Below are 22,060 nucleotides of genomic sequence, written 5' to 3' on the forward strand. Positions count from 1 at the left end.
CGCTCTGACTGGATAGCTTGCCCCATGCGTTTAGTTGAACTCCATTTCTTTAAGTCCGCTCCGCGTGGATGGATTACGTCTCTTCTCATGGCAGGAGTGTACACGCTCACGCCAACACTCTCAATCTGGCTCAACACCCAACGGGCATCGGCTCAAGCTTCTGCACCTTTACCGACCGCACAAGCTCGCCCCACTCCTCTAGAACTGATCGAACAAGCGCGTCAGAAATTGCGCGACACTCCTGCAACACCGACCGCGCCTGCTACATCAACCGCACCCACTGTTCCACCGATCAAATCCTTCAATCTCTATCGCTTAGGAGCAGGAGATACGATCGCAGTGCAAGTGCAACGATTTGCCGATTTGAATTTTCAAGCTGCGATCGACCAAGAAGGCAATATTACGGCTCCACTCCTCGGTAAAATCTCGCTGCAAGGTTTAACGATCTCCGAAGCGCAAGAAAAAATTCGCCAAGCTGTGAATCGAATCGTCATCGATCCAGTTGTATTCGTCTCCCTAATCGGACAGCGCCCCGTTCTCGTCACCGTGACAGGCGAAATTGCTAAACCCGGACTCTACACGTTGCAACTCCCTAGAACTTCAGCCGCGCTTCTGCTTGCCGGAGGTGCAACGGGACGAGCGGATCTCAGAGCGGTACAAGTCAAACGAGTTTTAGCAGATGGATCAGTCTTAGAAGAAAAACTAGATTTAGTCACACCGCTACAAGATGGAACGCCATTGCCCGATCTGAAATTGCAAGATGGGGATGTCATGGTAATTCCGAAGCTTTCTGAGCAAGATCAAAATTACGATCGACTCTTAATGGGTCGATCAACGTTAGTCAAACCTCAAATTACCGTGCGCTTTCTCAGCTATGCCAGCAATGGGCTAGGAACACTGACGTTACCCAATGGTAGTACATTTCTCGATGCGCTCACTTCAGTCAGACCCGGTCCTGATAATGCAAATCTGCGCCGGGTTGCTTTGATTCGATTTGACCCGATTCAGAAGAAAGCCGTCACTCGCAACATCGATGCACGGAGCATTTTGCAGGGCAACATGGGAGAAAACATTGCGCTCGAAGACAATGACGTCATTGTGGTAGGACGGAATCTGATTGGCAGAATCACCTACGCACTCAACACCTTTACACAGCCATTCCGAGATGTTTTGGGCTTCTTATTGTTCTTCAGAGAACTGCAAAACGGAGCGGAGAACTTGTTTGGTCCAACTGGACGAGAGTAAATCATCTACCCCTATTTTCTAGTGAAGGCTTCTTATGGTTCCACCGATCGTGAAACGTTATCTACTCGCGGTTAATCGCTACAAATGGGTGATTCCGGCAGGGTGTGTCGTGGGTTTAGGAGCCAGTGGAGTGGTTGCAGTTCAGCCTGAACCGCCCATTGGCTATCTAGGAGAAGCGCAACTCGTCGGCAATGCACCTCCGATTACGTTTTCCACGATCGGCGCACAGGTTCGCCAACCGGTCGAAAGTTTTACAAAAGAATCTTTACTCACAGATGCAGTTCTAGAAGCAGTCGCGAAAGAAATTGGGATTGAGCCAAAAAGCCTTGTCAAAGGGTTAACCATCAAAATCACAGGGGGAGGTGATCCCAAAGATGCAGCTGCGGCAAAAGCGGAAGTCAATCTAACTTTTGCAGATAGCAATCCACAACGCGCTGGAGACATTCTGAGCTTATTGTCTCGAAAATTGATTGAACAAAGTCGATTGAATAATTCAGCGAGATTGCGAGCGATTATTGCTGAGATTGAACAACGCCTACCTAAAGTAAAGCAGGAACTTTTCCAAGCTGAACGAACCTTAGAACAATACGATCGCATCGAAGGTCCGCAGCTTTTTGCGGCGCAGGATGGCAATATTGTGAAATCAATCAGTGGTAGCCAACAGCAGCAACAGCAGCTTCGATTACAACTAGAAGGGATTAATGCTCAAATTGCCAGTCTTGAGCAAAAGCTAGGACTCAGTGCCGATCAAGCCTATGTGTCTTCCGCTTTGAGTGCTGATCCAATCATTGCAAGTCTCCGAGCACAACTTCAACAAATCGAATCACAAATGGCGGTCTTACTTAAAGATCTCCGTCCTGAACATCCGCAGGTCGAAACATTGAGGAAACAACAGCAAGCGTATGAGGAAGAGATTCGGAAACGAGCGGTTGAAGTTATCGGGGGCAACGGAAATGCTGCTCCCTTTATCGCCAATGTGCGGCAAGATAGCAGCCTCGATCCGGCACGGCAGCAGCTCGCAAACACCTTGGTGAATCTGAAAACGCAGCAAGAATCCATTCAGCAGCAGATTGTTTCTAGTGTGCGATCGGAGCAAGAACTTCGACAACAGTTTTCGAGCATTCCCAATAAGCAACTGGCGCGAACTCGGCTTGAAGATCAAGTCAAACTGAGAAAGAATCTCCACGATCAAATGCAGCAAAAGCTGGTTGATGCGAAAGCGGCTGAAGTCGAAATTGTTAGTAGTTTAGGCATGAGTAAGCCGCCCAGTGTCGCTCCAACCGGGGTCAAAGCTCCAAAAAGTATTCCCATGACGCTAGCAGTCGGGGCAATCGTGGGCTTAGTCGCAGGAGCAGGACTGATCTTCTTACTCGATACTCTCGAAGGCACAATTTACACGGCAGAAGATTTACGAGAAGCAATTCGTCAGCGAGATGTCGCAATTCTTGGAGTTTTGCCACAGGTGAAGTCTTTTATTCCAAATGCTTCGCCAATCTTGATCAAGCCCGATTCACCTTATGCGGAATATTATGAGCGATTCCGGAGTAATCTTCGCTTGACCGAGACGAAGAACTTGCGAGTGCTGATGATGATTAGTATTGTGGACGGCGAAGGTAAGACTGTGACCGCTTACAATTTGGCGATCGCATCGGCTCGTGCTGGAAAACGCACCTTATTAATTGAAACTGATCTGCGTTCTCCCTCATCGGCTCAGGGGGTGAATCTCACGGCTGATCCAGATAGTCAGATCGAACCCTTGCGATATTTTGGGCAAATTAGCGACTGTATTCGGCTTGCTCCTGATGTCGAAAACCTTTATATTGTCGCAAGTCCAGGCCCACAAGCGTCTGCGGCTTCCTTGCTTGAATCGAGCGAACTCCGCCGCTTACTCGAAGATGCGAGAGCGCGCTTTGATCTTGTCGTTCTGGATTCTCCTTGTCTGAGTAAGTGTAACGATGCATTTATTTTGGAGCCTTATACAGACGGCATGATTTTAGTGACTCGTCCGGGGGTCACTCAGCAGAGCTTGCTAGAAGAAGCGATCGATCAACTCACCGAAAATGCAAATCTGCGACTACTCGGTGCAGTCACCAATGGCGTTGATGTACAATTGCCTCGCGCTGCAGAAGATGCGCTGATGAACGATGCACAAGAGTGGTTATTTACGACCAATTCTCAATCTGAAAATCAGGTCATCAGCAATCGAAATTAATTTTTGTCAGAAAACTTAACCGAATTACGGGATCTTAATTACGAAATACGAAGTCTCGAAAGCCAGCTAGAAGATCACGTTAAGCTTGCGAAAGCTTGCCGTTGAGTTCATAGTATAGGTTTATCGGGATTAACTATGCGTGTTTTGTTGCTCTATCCAGTCTTTCCACAAAGTTTTTGGTCGTTTGAAAAAGCGTTACAGCTTGTCGGACGCAAAGCAATGTTACCGCCGCTTGGATTGATTACGGTGGCTGCAATTTTACCGCAAGAATGGGAGTTTAAATTAGTCGATCGCAATCTCCGCGAAGCAACGGAAGCGGAATGGGATTGGGCAGATCTCGTGATCATGTCTGCCATGATTGTTCAGAAAGGCGATCTTTTAGATCAAATCCGAGAAGCAAAACGTCGCGGGAAGAAGGTCGCTGTCGGCGGCCCTTATGCAACGGCGTTACCGAATGAAGTCGCCGAGGCAGATTACTTAATTTTGGATGAGGGTGAGATCACCTTGCCGATGTTTATCGAAGCTGTGCAGAAAGGCGAAACGCATGGGATTTATCGTGCAGGTGGAGATCGACCCGATGTTAGCACGACACCGATTCCCAGATTTGATCTACTAGATTTTGATGCTTACGATAATATGTCGGTGCAGTTCTCACGAGGCTGTCCGTTCCAGTGTGAATTCTGTGACATCATTGTGCTTTATGGGCGCAAACCTCGAACCAAAAGTCCTGAACAACTGCTAGCAGAACTCGATCGCTTATACGAATTGGGCTGGCGACGATCGATTTTTATGGTCGATGATAATTTCATTGGCAACAAGCGCAATGTTAAATTGCTTCTAAAAGCATTGAAAGAATGGATGATCGAGCATGAACATCCTTTTAGTTTGAGTACTGAAGCTTCTGTTGATTTAGCACAAGATCCAGAACTGATGGAGATGATGGTCGAGTGTAACTTTAACAGTGTGTTTTTGGGGATTGAAACCCCGGATGAGTCTAGCTTAACATTAACGAATAAGCATCAAAATACACGCGATTCTCTGTCTGATGCAGTCGATGCGATCGCTCGGAAAGGATTGCGGGTGATGGCAGGTTTCATTATTGGTTTTGATGGTGAAACATCGGGTGCGGGAGATCGCATTGTGCGATTTGTAGAACAAACCACAATTCCGATCGCAATTTTCTCAATGTTGCAAGCTTTACCTGATACGGCTTTGTGGCATCGTTTGAAGAAGGAAGGGCGCTTGGTTGAAGATGTCGCGAACATTAATCAGACAACACTGATGAACTTTGTTCCGACTCGTCCGCTCGAAGAAGTCACGCGCGAATACATTGATGGATTTTGGCGATTGTACGATCCGGTGAACTATCTCGATCGAGCGTATCGGCATTTCATGAAATTAGGCGCGCCGAGACATCGATCGAAGCTGAGAAAAGTAACCTGGAAAGTAGTTCAAGCTTTTCTTACGATTTGCTGGCGACAAGGGGTCGTTCGAGAAACCCGCTGGATATTCTGGCATCATCTGTTTAGCATTTTGAGAAACAATCCCAAAGTAGTCGAACATTACCTAGCAGTTTGTGCTTTGAATGAGCATTTCTATGAGTATCGGCAAGAGGTCAGAACTAAAATCGAAGCTCAGCTTGCTGACTATCTAGCTCGACAAAGATTAGAATCCTCGATCGAATCCGTCAACGCCCCAGTTGTCTAAAGTTATGGCTTTTCTTACTTTAATCATTGGCAATAAAAACTATTCATCTTGGTCATTGCGTCCGTGGCTTGCTTTGAAACAGTTTGGCTTTTCCTTTGATGAAGTTCGGATTCCACTTTATACACCGGAAGCTTCTGAGCAAATTCGCCAGTACTGCCCAAATGGAAATGGAAAAGTTCCCATTTTGATTCACGAATCTCGAACGGTTTGGGATTCAATGGCGATTTTCGAGTATCTGAGCGAGATGTTTCCTGAGCGATCGTGGTGGGCAGGCGATCGCTCTGCTCGTGCAATGGCGCGATCGATTTGTGCAGAGATGCATGCTGGATTTCTGCCGCTCCGAACTCAAATGTCGATGAATTGCCGAGAGCATTTTCCGAACTATGAGATTCAGGCGGAAGTTCAGAAAGATATCGATCGTATTACAACCATTTGGCAGTATTGCCGGGAAACGTATGGAGCGGGAGGAGCATTTTTGTTTGGCAGGTTTACGATCGCGGATGCGGTTTATGCGCCTGTTGTGTTGAGATTTCGGACGTATGATGTGAAGCTTGATGCGGTTTGTCAGGCTTATGCAGATGCGATTTTGGCACTTCCAGCAATGCAGGAATGGTTAGAAGCAGCAAATGCCGAGACGGAAACGATTCAGTTTTAGCGCGTCCTACCTTGTGTGCAGGTGATTCGCTTCCTAAGTCCCCCAATTTTGGGGGATTTTGAGTTTTAGACCTTGATAATCGATCAGCATTTCTGTTGAAGTTTAAGTGCTGCCCTACGATCGACGTGCTGATTTTGTCCGTTTTGTCTTCTTCTGTTGCTCTATTGAAGACGGAACGGCTTAACCTGTTTGCAAACTTGCAACTTGCTCTCACGACGAATTCGCAAACGCGATCGTAGCTGTCTCGGTTGTCGCATTCTCAGCGAACCCATCTGACGACTTGCACGCTGTTCTAGCTCCTGACGGCGTTGTGCTCAATTCAGTGCCGTAACTTTCAGGATTCGGTTGGAAATAAGAAGGAAACGGCTGCAAGATATCGATCTCCCTGATCGCTGCTTAAAAAGATTTCGGATATCGCAACTGACTGCACTGCATAAAAGTCAGAAGTCCACCGTGTAGGTTGTTGGGTAGCAACATCAGACGAGACAGGATCTATTCAAGGCTCAATCCTTTGTTAGCTGAAACCTTTTTTAGGTAGGCTTTCTCGTCCTAGGTCACTATCCAGTTATCAACAATATCTAGTTCCAAAAGGAGAAATATTCATGGCTATCTGCAACACGCAATTCAGAGTTGATCCGCTGCACAACGCTACTCATCGCCGTGTACTAGCCGCGCTTACTATGGCACTAGCTGTCTCGTTCGGTGCTACCGTGCCGTTCGGCGCTACGTCGCCAGCTACCGCAGCCGGGGTCAAATGCCAAGCCACTGTGAAAGTAACAAATAAGAAGGGAGCCTCAATCAAAGTGCTTCGATTGCTGTACAAAGTCGGTGGCAACACAGTCTACACGGAAGGACTGCTTAACAAAGTCCTGACACCGAACGAAACTGAGACTTGGTCAAGCCAAACACTCAACAATGCAGCGACTGGCGTTGTCGTCACCTCCACTGCGATCGAGTACAGGGACGACACGGGTAGAGGTTACGGGTCTCCGCGCACCTCGGAATGGTTTCCGCACAGTTTCACTTGTGCCCCAAATCATAACTATGTCCACGCGATTCAGTAGAAGTAATTCAGATTGAGTGAGCGCGATCGAGGTTTTCTCGATCGCTTTTTTGTACCTACTCAGATTCGGCTTGCTTCTTTTCCTGTCGTTTACGCTTTGCCCATTCCGCTTTGTATTTGCGGCGTTTTTCAGACTGCTCGAAATTGGTGCGTTTTTTCCATTCCTGCTGTCGATTTTCATGCACACGCGGTCTGCCGCGCTTGGGCTTCTCCTCACTCATTACGACCTCCGATGGTTATATCTCGACACAATCGCGCCAGTCTTGCCACAGTAGTAATCGCGCTTCTGTCTAAGATTGACCAAATAGAAGCCAGTCTCGCCATGATCGATCTGAAACAATATCAATCTACGATCGACGTGCCGATTTTGCCCGTTTTGCCTTCGCCTTCGGTTGCTCTGCTGGGGGCAAACCAGCTTGACCTGCTTGCAAACTTGCAGCTTGCTCTAGTAACGAATCTGCAAACGCGATCGCGGCTGCTTCGGTTGTTGCATTCTCAGTCGAACCCACCTGACCACTGGCAAGCTGAGCTAGTTCCTGACGGCGTTGTTCTCGATCAAGGGGAGTTACTTTTACGATCGTTCGCAAATCTGCGCCCTTACCATTCTGTGACTTGTGCAGTTCAACCACTTGCTTCGCAACATTGAAATGCTGGTCAGCCATTGCCGCCACAATCGGCTGGTGCGTCACACAGAGAACTTGGTGATGGCGACCAAGATGATAGAGCTTTTCAGCGATCGCTTGCGCCACCCGTCCCGATACACCCACATCAATCTCGTCAAAGACTAACGTTTCCGCAGAATCGACTTGAGAGAAACAGGCTTGAAGCGCTAGTAAAAAGCGGCTCATTTCTCCACCGGAAGCAATTTCTGTTAGAGGCTGCAACGGTTCGCCAGGATTCGGACTGAAGAGATAAGTAATACGATCGCTTCCGGCAGAAGTCGGAGCAATAGGCGTAATTCCAACTTGAAACTGCACCTTTTCCATCGCTAACGGCTTCAATTCGGCAACTAATCGCGCTTCTAATCCTTGTGCGGTCGATTTGCGCAATTGAGTCAGATGCTCAGATGCTTCAATCAATGCAGCTTTACGAGTTTCAGTGAGTTCAGCGAGTTCTTCGATCGATTGCCCTGCCCCAGTTAGTTCTTCCAGCTCGGATTGGAGGGATTGCTGTAGTGCGATCGCGTCGGTTAAAGTTGGTCCATATTTACGACAAATTTGCTTGAGTTCGAGGACGCGATCTTCTACTTCTTGCAGCCGTTGTGGATCGGTTTCGAGATCATCACCGTAAGCATTCATTTGCTGTCCCGCTTCTTCAACGAGAGCAAGCGCCGAAGTGACAATCTCTAAAATCGGCTGAATTTGCTCGTCATATCGAGCCATATCTGTCAGCAAGTTTTCTGCTTTTCCGAGCAAATCTGCACAAGCATCTTCGCCATTTTCATTCTGATAAAGCGCTTGATAAACCTGATAGCTTTGCTGCTGCAATTCGACACTATGGCTCAAACGCTTCCGTTCTTGCTCTAATTGATCCAATTCATCAGGATCAATTAGATTCGCTGCATTCAACTCCCGCAACTGATACTCAAACAGATCAAGCTGTTGGAGACGCTGCTGTTCTGAATGGCGACGTTTCTCTAACGCTTGAGCCGCTTGCTGATAGGTTGTAAATGCCTGACTGACAACTTCACGCGCCTTGAGCAGAGCAACGCCCCCATAACTATCGAGCCAATCTCGCTGAAGGCTAGGCTGACCTAATTGCACGGTTTGCCCTTGCGCGGTAATTTCGACTAAGCGATCGCGCAATCCCTCCATTTGTTGCTTGTTGACCAATACCCCGTTAATTCTCGATCGATTCCGCTGACTACTGCCCAGAGCCACAATCTCGCGACTACAGACTGCAATATCCTCATCGAGTAAATCAATCTGTTCCTGCTCAAACCAGGACTTGAGGAGATCATTGACGCGGAACGTTGCCTCGATCGAGGCTCTTTCCTCTCCCGTTCGGACAGCCCGACCTGTGACCTTGCCACCTAGTGCGGCATCGATCGCGTCTAAAATAATCGATTTCCCTGCGCCCGTTTCGCCAGTCAAAACGTGCAGTCCTGACCCAAAGGTAAGGTCAAGATGGTCAATCAGTGCAAAGTTTTCGATCCGCAGAGACAATAGCATGAAGGCTCACAAAAGATGATCCACACCCTTTAATGTTAGCGGGGACGGCTAGGAGTACAAGAGAGATTTGATCTCGATAATAGTAAATCCGTTCTGATGAAGCGTCAAGAGAATGAGGCAGAAAATTCAAGGTCTCGCCCTTTTTCGGGATTTCTCTGCTGTTTTGATACGGTAATCTGGCGATCAAACTTCTCCCAATCCTTGGAACAAGATGATTTACTGAGAATATTAACTCTCGCAAAGCTTCTTGTTACAATAGTTTACATTGCCGTATCCGGTGCCGATCGATGAATGGAACTCCCACACGCCCCGCAATCTCTACTGAAGCTCAGATCCCGGATGCTCTGCCGTTTATTCGGACAGAGAACGGCATGATTACGTCAGAACTCGCGCTGATCCCAAATCAGGCGGATATGACAACTTTGCGATATGACCCAGATTTAATCGCAGCCTATTACCGAACTCGCACACTCAAGGTTTGGCAACGGACGGCTGGAATTTTCTTGCCATTTTTATTTTTTGCGACTCGGTTATGGTGGGATCGCGTCACGGGCCAAAGTGTGGCACATCAGGAACAGCAGGCAGTACATCTGCGAGAGATGTTGACCAAACTGGGTCCTGCCTTTATCAAAATCGGTCAAGCGCTTTCGACACGACCCGATCTGGTGCCCCCGATTTATTTAGAAGAATTAACAAAGCTTCAGGATCAGTTGCCACCATTTCCGAATGAAGTCGCCTTTCAATTTATTCAAGAAGAATTAGGCAAAACTCCTGATCAGATTTATGCAGAACTTAGCCCGATGCCGATCGCGGCTGCGTCTTTGGGTCAGGTTTACAAAGGCAAGCTGAAAACGGGAGAAACGGTTGCAGTCAAGGTTCAGCGTCCCGGGTTGGCGCAAAGTATTGCCTTGGATATGTTTATCTTGCGCCGCTTGTCAGCATGGGCGATGAAGAATATTAAGCGCATACGGAGTAATTTAGTCGCGATCGCTGATGAGCTAGCGACCCGCATCTTCGAGGAGATGGACTACACCCAAGAAGGTCACAATGCTGAACGGTTTGAAGAACTTTACGGACATCTGCCTGAAATCTATGTGCCTAAGATCTATTGGGAGTACACCGGGCGGCGCGTACTCACGATGGAGTGGATCACAGGGACAAAATTGACTCAGCTAGAAGCGATTCGTGAACAAGGAATCGATGCAACGCACCTCATCGATGTTGGGGTTCAATGTTCACTCAGACAGCTTCTAGAGCACGGATTCTTTCACGCTGATCCTCATCCAGGGAATTTGCTAGCGATGCCGGATGGACGCTTAGCTTATCTGGATTTCGGCATGATGAGCCAGGTAGAACCCTATCAGCGATATGGATTAATTGAAGCGATCGTGCATTTAGTCAATCGCGATTTTGAAGGGTTAGCCAACGATTACGTCAATCTGGGATTTCTATCGCCCACGATGGATCTCACTCCAATCATTCCAGCATTTGCAGAAGTGTTTAACGAAGCATTAGGCGCTTCCGTTGCTGAAATTAATATCAAGAGTATTACGGATAAATTATCGGCATTGATGTACGAATATCCGTTTCAAGTGCCTGCCTTCTTTGCCTTGATTATTCGATCGCTGGTCACTCTAGAAGGGATTGCCATCAACGTTGATCCCGACTTCAAGGTGCTGAGTAAGGCTTATCCTTATGTTTCTAAGCGATTACTCACCGATCCAGCTCCAGAATTGCGGGCATCTTTGCGCGACTTGCTGTTCAAAGATGGCAGCTTCCGCTGGAATCGCTTAGAGAATTTGCTGAGAAATGCCAAAGATAATTCTGATTACAACTTGGATCAGGCATTGGATCAAGCGACGGAATTTTTGTTTAGCGATCGTGGTGAATTTATCCGCGTCAATTTAGTCAATGAAATCGTCAAGAGTTTAGATTCGCTGTCTCAAGCGGCTTGGCAGAATTTGACGTATGGTTTCCGGGAGCGAGTTGGCTTAGCCGTAGAACGTCCTGCTTTAGCGCCTGAGAATCAAGCGACTTTAGACCACCTCAAAAAAGTCTGGGAAATTTTGAGACAGAGCCGTGGTTTTGATCAAACCAAGATGCTGGCATTGATTCCGCGCTTGTTAACAAAACCCGAGACTCAGAAAATGGGACAGCAAATTGTTGGAGATTTCGCGCAGCGCATGGCAGCTCGATTGATTCGAGAAGTTTTGCTCAAAGATGAAAGAGCCGCTGTTCGAGCCATGAATTAAATCCAGATACGTTTCTGCGCCTTGCGAATGGAATTCGCGGCAATGTAAACAAAGCCCGTCGTTGCAGACTAAGAGCACTCAAAATCTCTTGAACTTGCGGAGGCGGGTTTTGTCTGTGTAGCTGCTGTTTCAACCGCTAAGCGAAAGATGCTCACCCCGTCGCCTTTGCAGAATTCATGCTGAGCGCAGCAGAGTTTTTGGCTTCCGGAGGTTAGAATCAAACTTCAGTCCTAGATCAAACCCCCTATGCCCGTACTCGCGCTCAGATCCGTTAAAAAAGACTTCGGCATCAAAGAAATTGTTCGAGATGCGAATTTCACCCTAGAAGCTGGTGAAAAGGTCGGTTTGATCGGAACCAATGGATCAGGCAAATCGACTTTGCTGAAGATGGTCGCTGGAATGGAATCGATCGATAGTGGTCAACTGACCACCAGTTCTGGCAGTCGGATGATTTATTTACCGCAGCAACCCGACCTCGATCCAGAACGCACCGTTTTAGAACAAGTGTTTGCCGACAGCGGCGAGCAGATGGCATTGGTGAAAGAATATGAGCATCTCTCTGAACAATTAGCGCATGGCAATCAAGATGCAGTGATGGCGCGATTGTCTCAGGTCACGCAAAAAATGGATGCTATCAATGCTTGGGAACTCGAGACAAAAGCAAAGATCGTTCTGTCTAAGCTAGGCATTCAAGATTTAGAAGCCAAGATTGAAAAGCTCTCAGGTGGATACCGTAAGCGAGTCGCCTTAGCAACTGCATTGCTCGCAGAACCTGATGTGTTACTCATGGACGAGCCAACGAACCATTTAGATGCATTGTCGATCGAGTGGTTACAAAGCTATCTCAGTCGCTATCGTGGTGCATTGTTGCTTGTGACTCACGATCGCTATTTTCTCGATCAAGTGACGAATCGAATCATCGAACTCGATCGCGGCGATCTGTTCAGCTACAGCGGCAATTACTCATACTATTTAGAGAAAAAAGCAGCCCAAGAAGCTTCTGAAGCGAGTTCGCAACGCAAGCACCAAGGGGTATTGCGCCGAGAATTAGAATGGCTCAAACGGGGAGCAAAAGCGCGCAGTACCAAGCAGAAAGCTCGAATCGATCGCGTTCATGAGATGCAAGAAACTGAGTTTAAGCAAGCTCAAACTAAGGTGCAGATTTCAACCGCAGGGCGACGAATCGGCAAAAAAGTTGTTGAACTCGAAAAAGTGACCAAGGGATTCGGCGATCGCACTTTGATCAAAGAGTTCACCTACAATTTCAACCCAGAAGATCGCGTTGGCATTATTGGCGGAAATGGCGCGGGGAAATCGACTTTACTGAATTTGATTACAGGCAGACTCGAACCCGATTCAGGTACGATCGAGACGGGCAGCACGATTCATTTCGGCTACTTCGATCAACATTCGGATGATCTGCTCATCAATGAAAATCAGCGCGTGATCGAATATCTCAAAGACGTAGCCGAGTTAGTCAAAACGGCAGACGGTGAAGTGATTACTGCGTCTCAAATGTTGGAGCGGTTTCTTTTCTCACCGAATCAACAGTATGCGCCGATTAATAAGCTCTCCGGTGGAGAAAGACGGCGTTTATTCTTACTGCGCGTTTTAATGAGTGCGCCGAATGTTTTGATTCTGGACGAGCCGACGAATGATTTAGATGTGCAGACGTTAGGCGTTTTAGAAGAATACTTAGAAGATTTCAACGGCTGTGTGATTGTGGTTTCGCACGATCGCTATTTTCTCGATCGCACTGTAGATAAGATTTTTGCGCTCGAATCCGGTGGAACCGTTCGAGAATATCCCGGCAATTATTCGGTCTACTTGGATTTCAAAAAAGACGAAGAAGTTGCAGTTGAGAAACCACAAGTCGAGAAGAAATCCGAGCCAAAGCCCGCTTCAAACAAGCCTCGCAAGCTCTCTTTCAAAGAGAAGCGCGAACTAGAAGCTTTAGAGATGCAAATTCCGCAGATGGAAGAGGAAAAATCCACGATCGAGCAAAAGCTCTATCACAATCCACCCGCCGGATTCAGTGAAGTTCAGAAACTTTCTGAGCGACTCGCTGAACTCGACGAGCAGATTGAAACAGCAACGATTCGCTGGATGGAACTCTCAGAGATTGAAGCTTAGGATCAAGAATTCAATTCATCTAGATTTTGCTAATCAACCGGAAATTGTCGGGCAAGTTGAACTCATGACCCTGAGTTTTCTCCTATCTCCGTCGAATAAAATGCGCCCAAACTTCTCCATCAGGACCACACACTCGATTCGTGTAGCCATAGGGATAAAGTAACTTACGCCCCTCAGTATTCGAGTAACCTGTCAAAGCATCACCCCAAGGATCATTCACAATGAATCCATCGGGTGTGTACCCAATGACAGTCACAATATGACCGTAGGACGTGAACATTCCACATAAGACAACGGGGCGACCATTGATCAATTCTTCCCTAATGTCTCGGAATGTCCATCTCGTACTAAAGATCCCGTCATATCCATAGGCATTAATCAAATTCGTCAGCGTATTGTGATTGATCTGCGACCCTTGTCCGTCTTTGTTAAAGCACCATTGCAAAAGCTCATCTTCTAGCTGGCTCCCCCAGCGCGCACGAGTTCCCAGATAGTACATGCACATCGCGATCGAGGTGACATTACAAGTAGACCAGTAGAAACGCGGATTGTCTCGCTGTGAAAAGTACGGCACATTTAACTCTACTGATCCAGGGATCGGGTTAAACGATCGATTGCCTCGACTCATTCGCACAAAGTCTGGAAACAGATAGCCTGTGTTGCCAAATCCTGGAAGCTCCTCATTCAGCGAAACTTTAATGTGCCCACCCTCGATCATGTAGCTCGAGACACTGTAGAACTGATTCGCATTGAAGGTCGCTCTCTCATCGGGTTGAAGTTGTGACGACTCGACAGGACGTTTCTTGATGATGGTATCGCGCAAGGCTGTCACCGTCAGAGAACTCGAATCATAAGGAATTTCCTTTCCGTTGCGTTTGATCTGAGCATATTGCCAGAAGATAAACCCTCGATTGCCAAACCCTGGAATCGGATCTTTCAACGTCACTCTGAAATGTCCCTGCGTAAACGCATAGCCTATGATTTGGAACACTTGACCTTCTAGCACCTGGGTTCTCTGATTCGCAGCTAATGCCGACGAATCAGCCGCAGAAGTTTTTAAGAAGGTTGTTTGACGAATTAAAAGCTGCGCAGCCAGGGGAATATCTGGGACATCATCGAGCGAAAATCTGAAAATCTGCGATCCCTTGCTCAGTTGGACATGGTCTTCATAGAAATAACCGAAATTGCCGATCGGTGCGATCGCACTGGCTAGATCTAACTTCAAATGTCCATCAATAAATCCATAGCGATTGACCGTGTAAGTCTGTCCCGCTTTGACTAAAATTTTCTGCTGATTGTTCAACCGAGACGAATCATCGGTCGAGACTTTGAAAAACGTATCTCGAAGCACTTTCACAGTCAAAGCTTGTCCAACCGTCAGCGGATCGCGACTAACGGTAATGTAAAACACTCGATTTTCAACCAGTTTATTACTACCATCGAAACCTTTTAGCCTCAACCAGCGTGCGCCTGGTGTTGAAAATCCCCTCGGCATCGAAACTTGCCAAGTTCCATTATTCAGCGTCACGCCTAAATTGAATTTATCCTCTGCCATGACGGTGATACGCCGGATGCGCCGGGCATCATAACTGCCTTTAAGCACAACAGGTTTATTCACTAAAACTTCTTGTGGTCCGGCATAAGTTGGAGGTGCACTGCCGCCCCCGGATGTAAGCGATTCTGTCGCGATCGTGCTGTCAGTCATGTGGATATCCCTGAATTAGTTCCGACCAGTTCGCCTCTTAATATACTCATGCTTTTTGAAAGCGAAAAAAATCTGACCATCGATAAATCTTTCGATCGTCAGATTCTTCTTAAAATTGGTGGAATGAGGGAATAGGAGCATGGGGAGCAAGCACTTCACTCCCCACTCTCCCTAAGCCCCTATCGCCTGCAAAATATCCGTCGCATGCGTATCCGTCTGAATCGTCGTAAACACCTGAGCAATCTTGCCATCTGACCCAATCACGTAAGTCACGCGCTTCGAGTAGCCGCCGCCATCGACATCATACGCCTTGGTAATTGCCCCATCGGTATCTGCCAATAAAGGGAACGGCAAGCTGAATTTCTCTGTAAAGCGCTGGTGAGAGACTTCATCGTCCATGCTCACTCCAAACACGGGAATTCCCTTGCTGGTGTACTGTGCGTAATTGTCGCGGAAACTGCACGCTTCTTTGGTGCAGCCTGGGGTATCGTCTTTCGGATAGAAATACATCACAACCGTTTGACCCGCATACTCTGAGAGTTTCACGGTATTGCCGTTCGTATCTTTGACAGTGAAATCGGGGGCGGTATCGCCTACATTTAACGGCATGAGTCTGACTCCTGAACAAAATTAATTTGCTTTACAAATTGTAATCTCTTTAGTTCTGCGATTTAATTTGAATTGAAGATCGCTCTCAGAGGCAGTGTATTTTGAGAGAAAACCAAAAAATCGCAATTATGAAAAAGCTCCTCCATTCTTTTTTGAGAGGGTTGCTGCTAGCAATGGTTTTATTCACCTCGCTATCTGCGGCTCCTGCCTACGCTACCAGTTTGTATGAAGTGCCGCCAGTCTCTGAGGAGACACGAGTGGTCGATTTAGGGGACATTATTAGCCGTTTTAATGAAGGCAAGCTGACGGATACCCTGAATGATCTGGCAGATAAAACAGGTCAAGAAGTGCATTTCGTGACGATTCGCCGCCTCGATTATGACGAGACGATCGAGAGTTTTACGACCAAGCTGTTCCAGCAGTGGTTTCCTACGCCTGAAGCGGGTGCAACTCAGACAATCGTGGTTTTAGACAGTTTGACGAATAATTCTGCGATCGCAACCGGCGAAGAGGTAAAAGCCTTGATGTCGGATGAAGTTGCGAAAAGCGTGGCTCAGGAAACAATGCAGGCTCCTCTGCAAAAGGGCGATCGCTATAATCAGGCATTTTTGGATGTGAGCGATCGTTTAGTGGCAGTGTTATCTGGTGAGCCTGATCCAGGTCCTCCAGAAATCGTAGATAACGTGAAGACAGAAGGCACGTTTGCATCGCGCGAAGAAACAGCGCAAAGTAATGCGGTTCCCTGGGTGATTGGATTGTTGATTGCAGCAACGATTATTCCGATGGCGACCTATTACTGGTATGTGCGGTAGGAGAGTGGGGAGTAGGGAGTGGGGAGATTAGGAAAAACAAGGGACATAATTGTGGTTCTTATTTCCCTAGCAGTTCATACCCATTCCCAACGTTCATTACAGACGCTCAAGGGTCTTCTAGGCGAGCAAAACAGACTACCGTTTGATTTTGGATGGAATTCAGACCGTATAGAAATTCCCGTCTGAGTTGATTTTCTCTTTTACAATGCAGCCTTTATGGGATTTACTTACGATCGAACCATTCACTTCTCCGAAACTGATGCAGCCGGAGTCGTCTACTTTGCCAATGTGTTGACGCTTTGCCATGAGGCTTACGAGGCATCATTAGCTGCCAGCGGGATTTCAGTGCGATCGTTCTTTTCTGGGCAAGACATTGCCGTGCCGATTGTTCATGCTGAAGTCGATTTTTTTAGTCCGATGTTTTGTGGGGATCTCATTACGATCGAATTAACTCCTCACCTGCTAAAACCGAGTGAATTTGAGATCCGATATCAGTTAACGCACGATTCAAAGTCGCTTGGGAAGGCTTTGACGCGGCACGTTTGTATTGCGACCAAGACGAGAACCCGAATCGAACTTTCGGAACAATTGCAGTGTTGGGTCGATCGCTTTCGGTAAGAGCCTCCGAAAAACGTCTACAATCGGAAACGCTTAGCCACACTCTTCACAGACATGGAACAAGAAGTTATTACCCTCCTTTCGAGTCGCGAAATTGAGAAAATGCGTCGGGCTGGGAAGCTTGCAGCGCAGTTATTACACCATTTAGAGCCGTTTGTTAAGCCTGGGGTGAGTACCCTCGAACTCAATGACGAGGCAGAACGATGGACACAGGCACATGGCGCAAAAAGTGCGCCTCTGGGATATAACGGGTTTCCAAAATCGATTTGTACGAGTGTGAACGAAGTCGTTTGTCATGGGATTCCCAATGCCAAGCAGATTCTGAAGGATGGCGACATTATTAATATCGATGTCACGCTGATTGTGGATGGGTATCACGGAGACACGTCGAAAATGTATTTCGTGGGTGAACCTTCTCCTTTGGCGCGTCGGTTGGTTGAAGTCACCGACAAGTGCCGCCAGTTAGGCATGGATGAAGTGAAACCTGGGGCAAGAATTGGCGACATTGGAGCGGCGATTCAAGAGTATGCAGAATCGCAAGGATTCTCAGTTGTGCAAGATTTTGTCGGGCACGGTATTAGCCATATTTTCCATACCGCACCGCAGATTCCTCACTATGGGAAGCGGGGAACTGGGAAAAAGTTAAGACCGGGAATGGTGTTTACGATCGAGCCGATGATCAATGAGGGCACTTGGGAAGTTGAGGTGATGTCCGACAAGTGGACAGCTTTGACGAAGGATCGCAAACTGTCAGCGCAATGTGAACATACGATCGCCGTTACTAGCACAGGCTACGAAATTTTGACGCAGGCTTAGGTGATTCTTCCCGCGAGAATGGAAAGGGTTGGGAATGTCACAGTAAGCGACCAACCTTTCCAAGCAGAGGTAGAGCAATCACCTTACGCTGCCATAGCCGTACCATGAGCAACATATTCAAGCCGAAATAGCCTGAAGTCATAAAACTAGCAGTCAGCAGCAACGGTAGGGGAATCGAGTCTGCATTGATGGCACTGGCTCCGAGCAAACCATAGAGCAGCAGCCAGCCCATCGCCATTTTGATCACAAATCGACTCAAGGCGCGTTCTTGCCGACTTCCGGCGTGACGATAAAGCGTCCAAACTGCTGGAAAAAATCCAAAAATCGGAACAAGGTAGAAAAATAGCCGCACGTGCCGAATTGCATCCGGTTCAATCTCGTCAAGTTGGAGATCATCAAATTCTTTCATCGGTTAAATCACAGGGAAGGAAGATGTACCACGAATCAAAACGCGATAATAATAACTAGAGACTGCCCAAAATCGTCTCGTGATTTAACTGTTGTTCATTGATGCATCATGCTTCATCGCAATAAGCTGTGGATTTGGTGGGATGCGTTGTCCCCCGTGTCAAAAGCGATCGCATTCGCGTCGTTTGCTCCCTTACTCGTTCTCAATGCCTGGGCAATTTCCTCGATTTTTGGATATTTCCATTCGCTGTTAGCGATCATTGTGGGTGCGTCTTTGCTGACGTTTTTACTGAACTATCCCGTCAGTTATATGCAGCAGCATGGAACCACACGAGGACGAGCGGCAATTATCGTCTTTCTGTTTACAATTTCGGTCTTACTCGCGATCGGCGTCACGCTCGTTCCGCTCGCCCTACAACAAGCGCAACAGTTAGTGACCCGGTTGCCTGACTGGATCGACTCCGGTCAGCGACAATTGATTCTGCTCAACGATCAGATCGAAAAAGCTGGATTTCCAATTAGCTTGGACGTTTTAGCCGATCAAATTACTGCACCCCTAAAAAATCAACTCCAACGATTGGCGGGTGACATTTTAGGACTGGCAGTGATTACGGTGACGAGCCTTCTAGATTTACTGCTGACGTTGGTGCTGACGTTTTATTTACTTCAACACAGCGATCGACTTTGGCAAAGTTTGGTGGAATGGCTGCCGCATCAGATTCGCGATCCGTTTAGCGATACCTTACGGCTGAGTTTTCAGAATTTCTTTTTTAGCCAGTTGATTTCTTCGACGTCGATGGGCTTTGTGTTGACAGTCATCTTTCTGACGTTGCGCGTTCCATTCGGATTGCTGTTTGGATTGTCCATTGGAACAATGGCACTGATTCCATTTGGTGGATCGGTGGGAATTGCGATCGTGTCACTCCTAGTCGCGCTGCGCGATATTGGCTTAGGCGTTGAAGTGTTGATTGCATCTTTAATTGTGCAGCAGATTATTGAAAATCTGATTATGCCAAGAATTTTGGGTAGCTTTACAGGCTTAAATCCAGTCTGGGTGTTTATTTCGATCCTGATGGGCGCACGCGTCGGAGGACTGCTAGGAGTGGTTGTCGCTGTCCCCATTGCAGTCGTGATTAAAAGCATTTTGGTCTCTTTGCGATCGCCGCATTCGGCAATTATTATGTCGAGTGATATCCAACTCGCAGAAATTCCTGCAGGTCAGACCTCTGAGCCTTGAAGTCGAACCGACTTGAGGTCAGAACAAAGGCACAGATCGAGGATTTGTGCCTCAAGCGCTCGCAAAATGAAGACGGCGATCGGACAGGAGCAACGCCTCCATTTCAATCGCTGAAATGGGTGGGCTGTACAGAAAGCCTTGAATCGCATCACAACCCCGTTTACGGAAAAATGCGAGCTGTTCCTTGTCTTCAATGCCTTCAGCGACGATATGCAGCTTTAAGCCTTTTGCCATGCTGATAATGGCATCGGAAATTGCGATCGCACCTGCGCTGACGCGAATCTGTTTGACGAAACTGCGATCGATCTTTAAAGCATCGATCGGCAGTTGATACAGATGATTCAACGACGAATATCCTGTACCAAAATCATCGATCGAAATCTCAATTCCGAGCTTTTTCAACGCTTTTAACGTCAAGATTGTTGCTTCGACATCGTGCATCACGCAGCTCTCGGTCAACTCCAACGTTAATAGCTTCGGATCAAGTCCCGTCTCTGCCAAAATTGCTTCAACTCTCTGCGGTAAATTCGGCTGCTGAAACTGCCGCATCGACAGATTCACAGAGACACGCAACGGCTGCATACACAGAATTTGCCAACGTTTCGCATGCTGACATGCTGTTGTCAAAATCCACTCGCCCAACGGCACAATTAACCCCAACTCTTCCGCGATCGGAATAAATTTGGCGGGAGAGACAACCCCTCGCACCGGATGGTGCCACCGCACTAGTGATTCCATGCCGACAACTCGCCCCGTTTGCAGATCGACTTGCGGCTGATAATGAACCTGGAACTCCGCCCGTTCGATCGCTTTGGTCAAATCCATCTCGATTAAGCGCCGCTCGACCTCTAACGCATCCAACTCGGTATCATAGAGGCGATAGCGATTCAGCCCAGGCTGCTGACACCAATGCTGCGCGGTTTCAGCCTGCGTCAGTAAATCTTGCGGTGTCCCCTGCGGCTGATCCGTCCAAGTCATGCCGACATTGGCGTGAAATCGAATCTCATGTCCATCAATCATGCAGGGCAGCGTCACGCGATCGAGCAACAGTTGAGCAAACTCACCTAGCTCCTCTTGTGCCACATCTTTCAGGACAATCCCAAACTGGTCTCCATTCAGTCGAGCTAAAAATCCATTCGCCTGTACGACTTTACTCAGCCGATTTGCGACCATCTGCAACACAATATCGCCTGCAATATGCCCGAACCCCGAATTAATCAAGTGAAATCGCTGCAAATTTAAGCAAAAAATTGCAATTCCCCGTGAAGACGGAAACTGCGCAAATGAAGCCATTAAATGATGCAAGTGCTGATATAACAATCCACGGGTCGGTAGATGCGTCAGTGGATCTAACATCGCTCCCCGCCGAATTGCCGCTGTCGCCTGCTGTTGCTGCTCTGTGTAGCGTTCGATGAGAACAGCCTGTTTCTTTAATCGGGACGAAATTGCTCCCAGCAATTCACTGACCGAGCAAGGCTTGATGAGATAATCATCTGCGCCTGAATTCATACCTTGCCGCACATCACTTTTATCACTCTTGGCGGTGAGAAAAATCACGGGCATCGTCGCAGTTTGGACATTTGAGCGAAGCTCTTCAAGCACGCCGTAGCCATCTAACTCCGGCATACAGACATCACAAAGCACTAAATCGGGATGGTAAGCACGAGCTTTTTGTACCCCGATTCGACCGTTTTCCGCTTCGATCGCTCGAAATCCTTCAAACTCTAAAATCTCTAACAGATTGTTCCGAATCAACTCATCATCTTCAATTATCAGAATGGTCTTCATGGGTCAGAGCAGCCTGGCGAATCATCAATGGGAAGGAAAGTCCATCGCGGCAACTTTCTTAAAAAGGAATTAAAAGAGATTAAGTAGGCAATCATACAATTAGGTAGTTACTCAACTGCTCCGCAAGAACTGAATGAAGTGCAATACCTACTGAGCCTAAAGCCCTGAATCTAATCTATCTTGTAATCTGAATCAAGAGAGTGGAATTGATACCATTGCTCCACCCGATACACGGCAGTCCTGTTTGATACTGTACTCACGCTTTTTGCACCCCATAACATAGAACTCATTTACACCAAAATTCAGGAAAGTTGTAACTCTTTTGTGTCTTGCTCTAGCAGAATTAAAGCGTAAATTTGACTTTTGCTCAGAAATATTTCTGATTCTGCACCTCTAGTTCATCGCTGGGTTGCTGATGAAACCGCTGAAGTAGAGTTCACTAGACACTACTGGATTAGTTTGCCCCCGAAAGCCAGAATTGACTACTAAAGATCACAACTTAAGCAACCAATTTAATCTTCAGATGATCCTGTATGGTCATAGAACTCAGCCAAGTCCTCAGAAATTGCCAATCGAGCCTTTAATCCCTTTTGAAACACACAATTTGTGATTTTTTCTGAGGCAGCGAT

17 protein-coding genes are annotated in these 22,060 nt (G+C 47.3%); 11 read left to right on the forward strand and 6 right to left on the reverse strand.

Annotated features, from left to right (window positions below; genetic code table 11):
- Window positions 1-24: 24 nt before the first annotated feature.
- The 5 genes from J0L70_RS01870 (at window position 25) to J0L70_RS01890 (ending at window position 6,883) form a co-directional block, all read left to right on the forward strand.
- Window positions 25-1,245, forward strand: a complete 1,221-nt coding sequence (locus J0L70_RS01870) for a polysaccharide biosynthesis/export family protein (protein ID WP_242044826.1) — start codon at window positions 25-27, stop codon at window positions 1,243-1,245.
- A gap of 34 nt (window positions 1,246-1,279) precedes the next feature.
- Window positions 1,280-3,457 (forward strand): GumC family protein, encoded by a 2,178-nt coding sequence (locus J0L70_RS01875; protein WP_017290399.1) that lies wholly within the window; start codon window positions 1,280-1,282, stop codon window positions 3,455-3,457.
- Between the two features lie 135 nt (window positions 3,458-3,592).
- Window positions 3,593-5,164: a B12-binding domain-containing radical SAM protein gene (locus J0L70_RS01880; RefSeq protein ID WP_287452855.1), complete on the forward strand. Its 1,572-nt coding sequence runs from the start codon at window positions 3,593-3,595 to the stop codon at window positions 5,162-5,164.
- Window positions 5,165-5,168: 4 nt separating this feature from the next.
- Window positions 5,169-5,819, forward strand: a complete 651-nt coding sequence (locus J0L70_RS01885; protein ID WP_287452856.1) for a glutathione S-transferase family protein — start codon at window positions 5,169-5,171, stop codon at window positions 5,817-5,819.
- A 680-nt stretch (window positions 5,820-6,499) separates the two neighbouring features.
- On the forward strand, window positions 6,500-6,883 hold the full coding sequence (locus tag J0L70_RS01890) for a hypothetical protein (protein WP_144056269.1): 384 nt from the start codon (window positions 6,500-6,502) through the stop codon (window positions 6,881-6,883).
- A gap of 55 nt (window positions 6,884-6,938) precedes the next feature.
- Here the strand turns inward: J0L70_RS01890 and J0L70_RS01895 are convergent, their stop codons facing one another.
- Together J0L70_RS01895 and recN are read right to left on the reverse strand one after the other, a co-directional pair.
- Complete coding sequence (locus J0L70_RS01895; RefSeq protein WP_268180596.1) at window positions 6,939-7,103, reverse strand: hypothetical protein; 165 nt, start codon at window positions 7,101-7,103, stop codon at window positions 6,939-6,941.
- Window positions 7,104-7,229: 126 nt separating this feature from the next.
- Window positions 7,230-9,053, reverse strand: a complete 1,824-nt coding sequence (recN, locus tag J0L70_RS01900) for a DNA repair protein RecN (protein ID WP_268180598.1) — start codon at window positions 9,051-9,053, stop codon at window positions 7,230-7,232.
- 287 nt (window positions 9,054-9,340) lie between these two features.
- Between recN and J0L70_RS01905 the strand changes: the two genes are divergently transcribed.
- Window positions 9,341-11,305, forward strand: a complete 1,965-nt coding sequence (locus tag J0L70_RS01905) for an ABC1 kinase family protein (protein ID WP_287452857.1) — start codon at window positions 9,341-9,343, stop codon at window positions 11,303-11,305.
- 246 nt (window positions 11,306-11,551) lie between these two features.
- A complete protein-coding gene (locus tag J0L70_RS01910; RefSeq protein ID WP_287452858.1) occupies window positions 11,552-13,438 on the forward strand; it encodes an ABC-F family ATP-binding cassette domain-containing protein in 1,887 nt (628 codons plus the stop codon).
- Between the two features lie 82 nt (window positions 13,439-13,520).
- Here the strand turns inward: J0L70_RS01910 and J0L70_RS01915 are convergent, their stop codons facing one another.
- Both J0L70_RS01915 and J0L70_RS01920 read right to left on the reverse strand, forming a co-directional pair.
- Window positions 13,521-15,143: a C39 family peptidase gene (locus J0L70_RS01915; RefSeq protein WP_287452859.1), complete on the reverse strand. Its 1,623-nt coding sequence runs from the start codon at window positions 15,141-15,143 to the stop codon at window positions 13,521-13,523.
- 171 nt (window positions 15,144-15,314) lie between these two features.
- Entirely contained in the window at window positions 15,315-15,752 is a 438-nt protein-coding gene (locus J0L70_RS01920) for a peroxiredoxin (RefSeq protein WP_287452860.1), read from the reverse strand.
- A 128-nt stretch (window positions 15,753-15,880) separates the two neighbouring features.
- Between J0L70_RS01920 and psb32 the strand changes: the two genes are divergently transcribed.
- The 3 genes from psb32 to map all read left to right on the forward strand — a co-directional run bounded on the left by psb32 (window position 15,881) and on the right by map (window position 17,998).
- Window positions 15,881-16,564 (forward strand): photosystem II repair protein Psb32, encoded by a 684-nt coding sequence (gene psb32, locus J0L70_RS01925; RefSeq protein WP_026148916.1) that lies wholly within the window; start codon window positions 15,881-15,883, stop codon window positions 16,562-16,564.
- Between the two features lie 216 nt (window positions 16,565-16,780).
- Complete coding sequence (locus J0L70_RS01930; RefSeq protein WP_287452861.1) at window positions 16,781-17,182, forward strand: acyl-CoA thioesterase; 402 nt, start codon at window positions 16,781-16,783, stop codon at window positions 17,180-17,182.
- Between the two features lie 54 nt (window positions 17,183-17,236).
- Window positions 17,237-17,998 carry a type I methionyl aminopeptidase gene (map, locus tag J0L70_RS01935; RefSeq protein WP_190653441.1) on the forward strand — a complete coding sequence of 254 codons (762 nt, stop codon included), beginning with the start codon at window positions 17,237-17,239 and terminating at the stop codon, window positions 17,996-17,998.
- Window positions 17,999-18,035: 37 nt separating this feature from the next.
- Here the strand turns inward: map and J0L70_RS01940 are convergent, their stop codons facing one another.
- Entirely contained in the window at window positions 18,036-18,407 is a 372-nt protein-coding gene (locus J0L70_RS01940; protein ID WP_268180656.1) for a hypothetical protein, read from the reverse strand.
- A 108-nt stretch (window positions 18,408-18,515) separates the two neighbouring features.
- Here J0L70_RS01940 and J0L70_RS01945 point away from each other — a divergent pair, with 108 nt between their 5' ends.
- Window positions 18,516-19,643, forward strand: coding sequence for an AI-2E family transporter (locus J0L70_RS01945; RefSeq protein WP_190653440.1), 1,128 nt, complete (start codon window positions 18,516-18,518; stop codon window positions 19,641-19,643).
- 51 nt (window positions 19,644-19,694) lie between these two features.
- On the opposite strand, the gene J0L70_RS01950 is transcribed toward J0L70_RS01945, so the two are convergent.
- Entirely contained in the window at window positions 19,695-21,431 is a 1,737-nt protein-coding gene (locus J0L70_RS01950; RefSeq protein WP_287452862.1) for an EAL domain-containing response regulator, read from the reverse strand.
- Window positions 21,432-22,060: the final 629 nt, after the last annotated feature.

The organism is Leptolyngbya sp. UWPOB_LEPTO1 (assembly GCF_017302695.1).
Taxonomy (GTDB): domain Bacteria; phylum Cyanobacteriota; class Cyanobacteriia; order Leptolyngbyales; family Leptolyngbyaceae; genus Leptolyngbya; species Leptolyngbya boryana.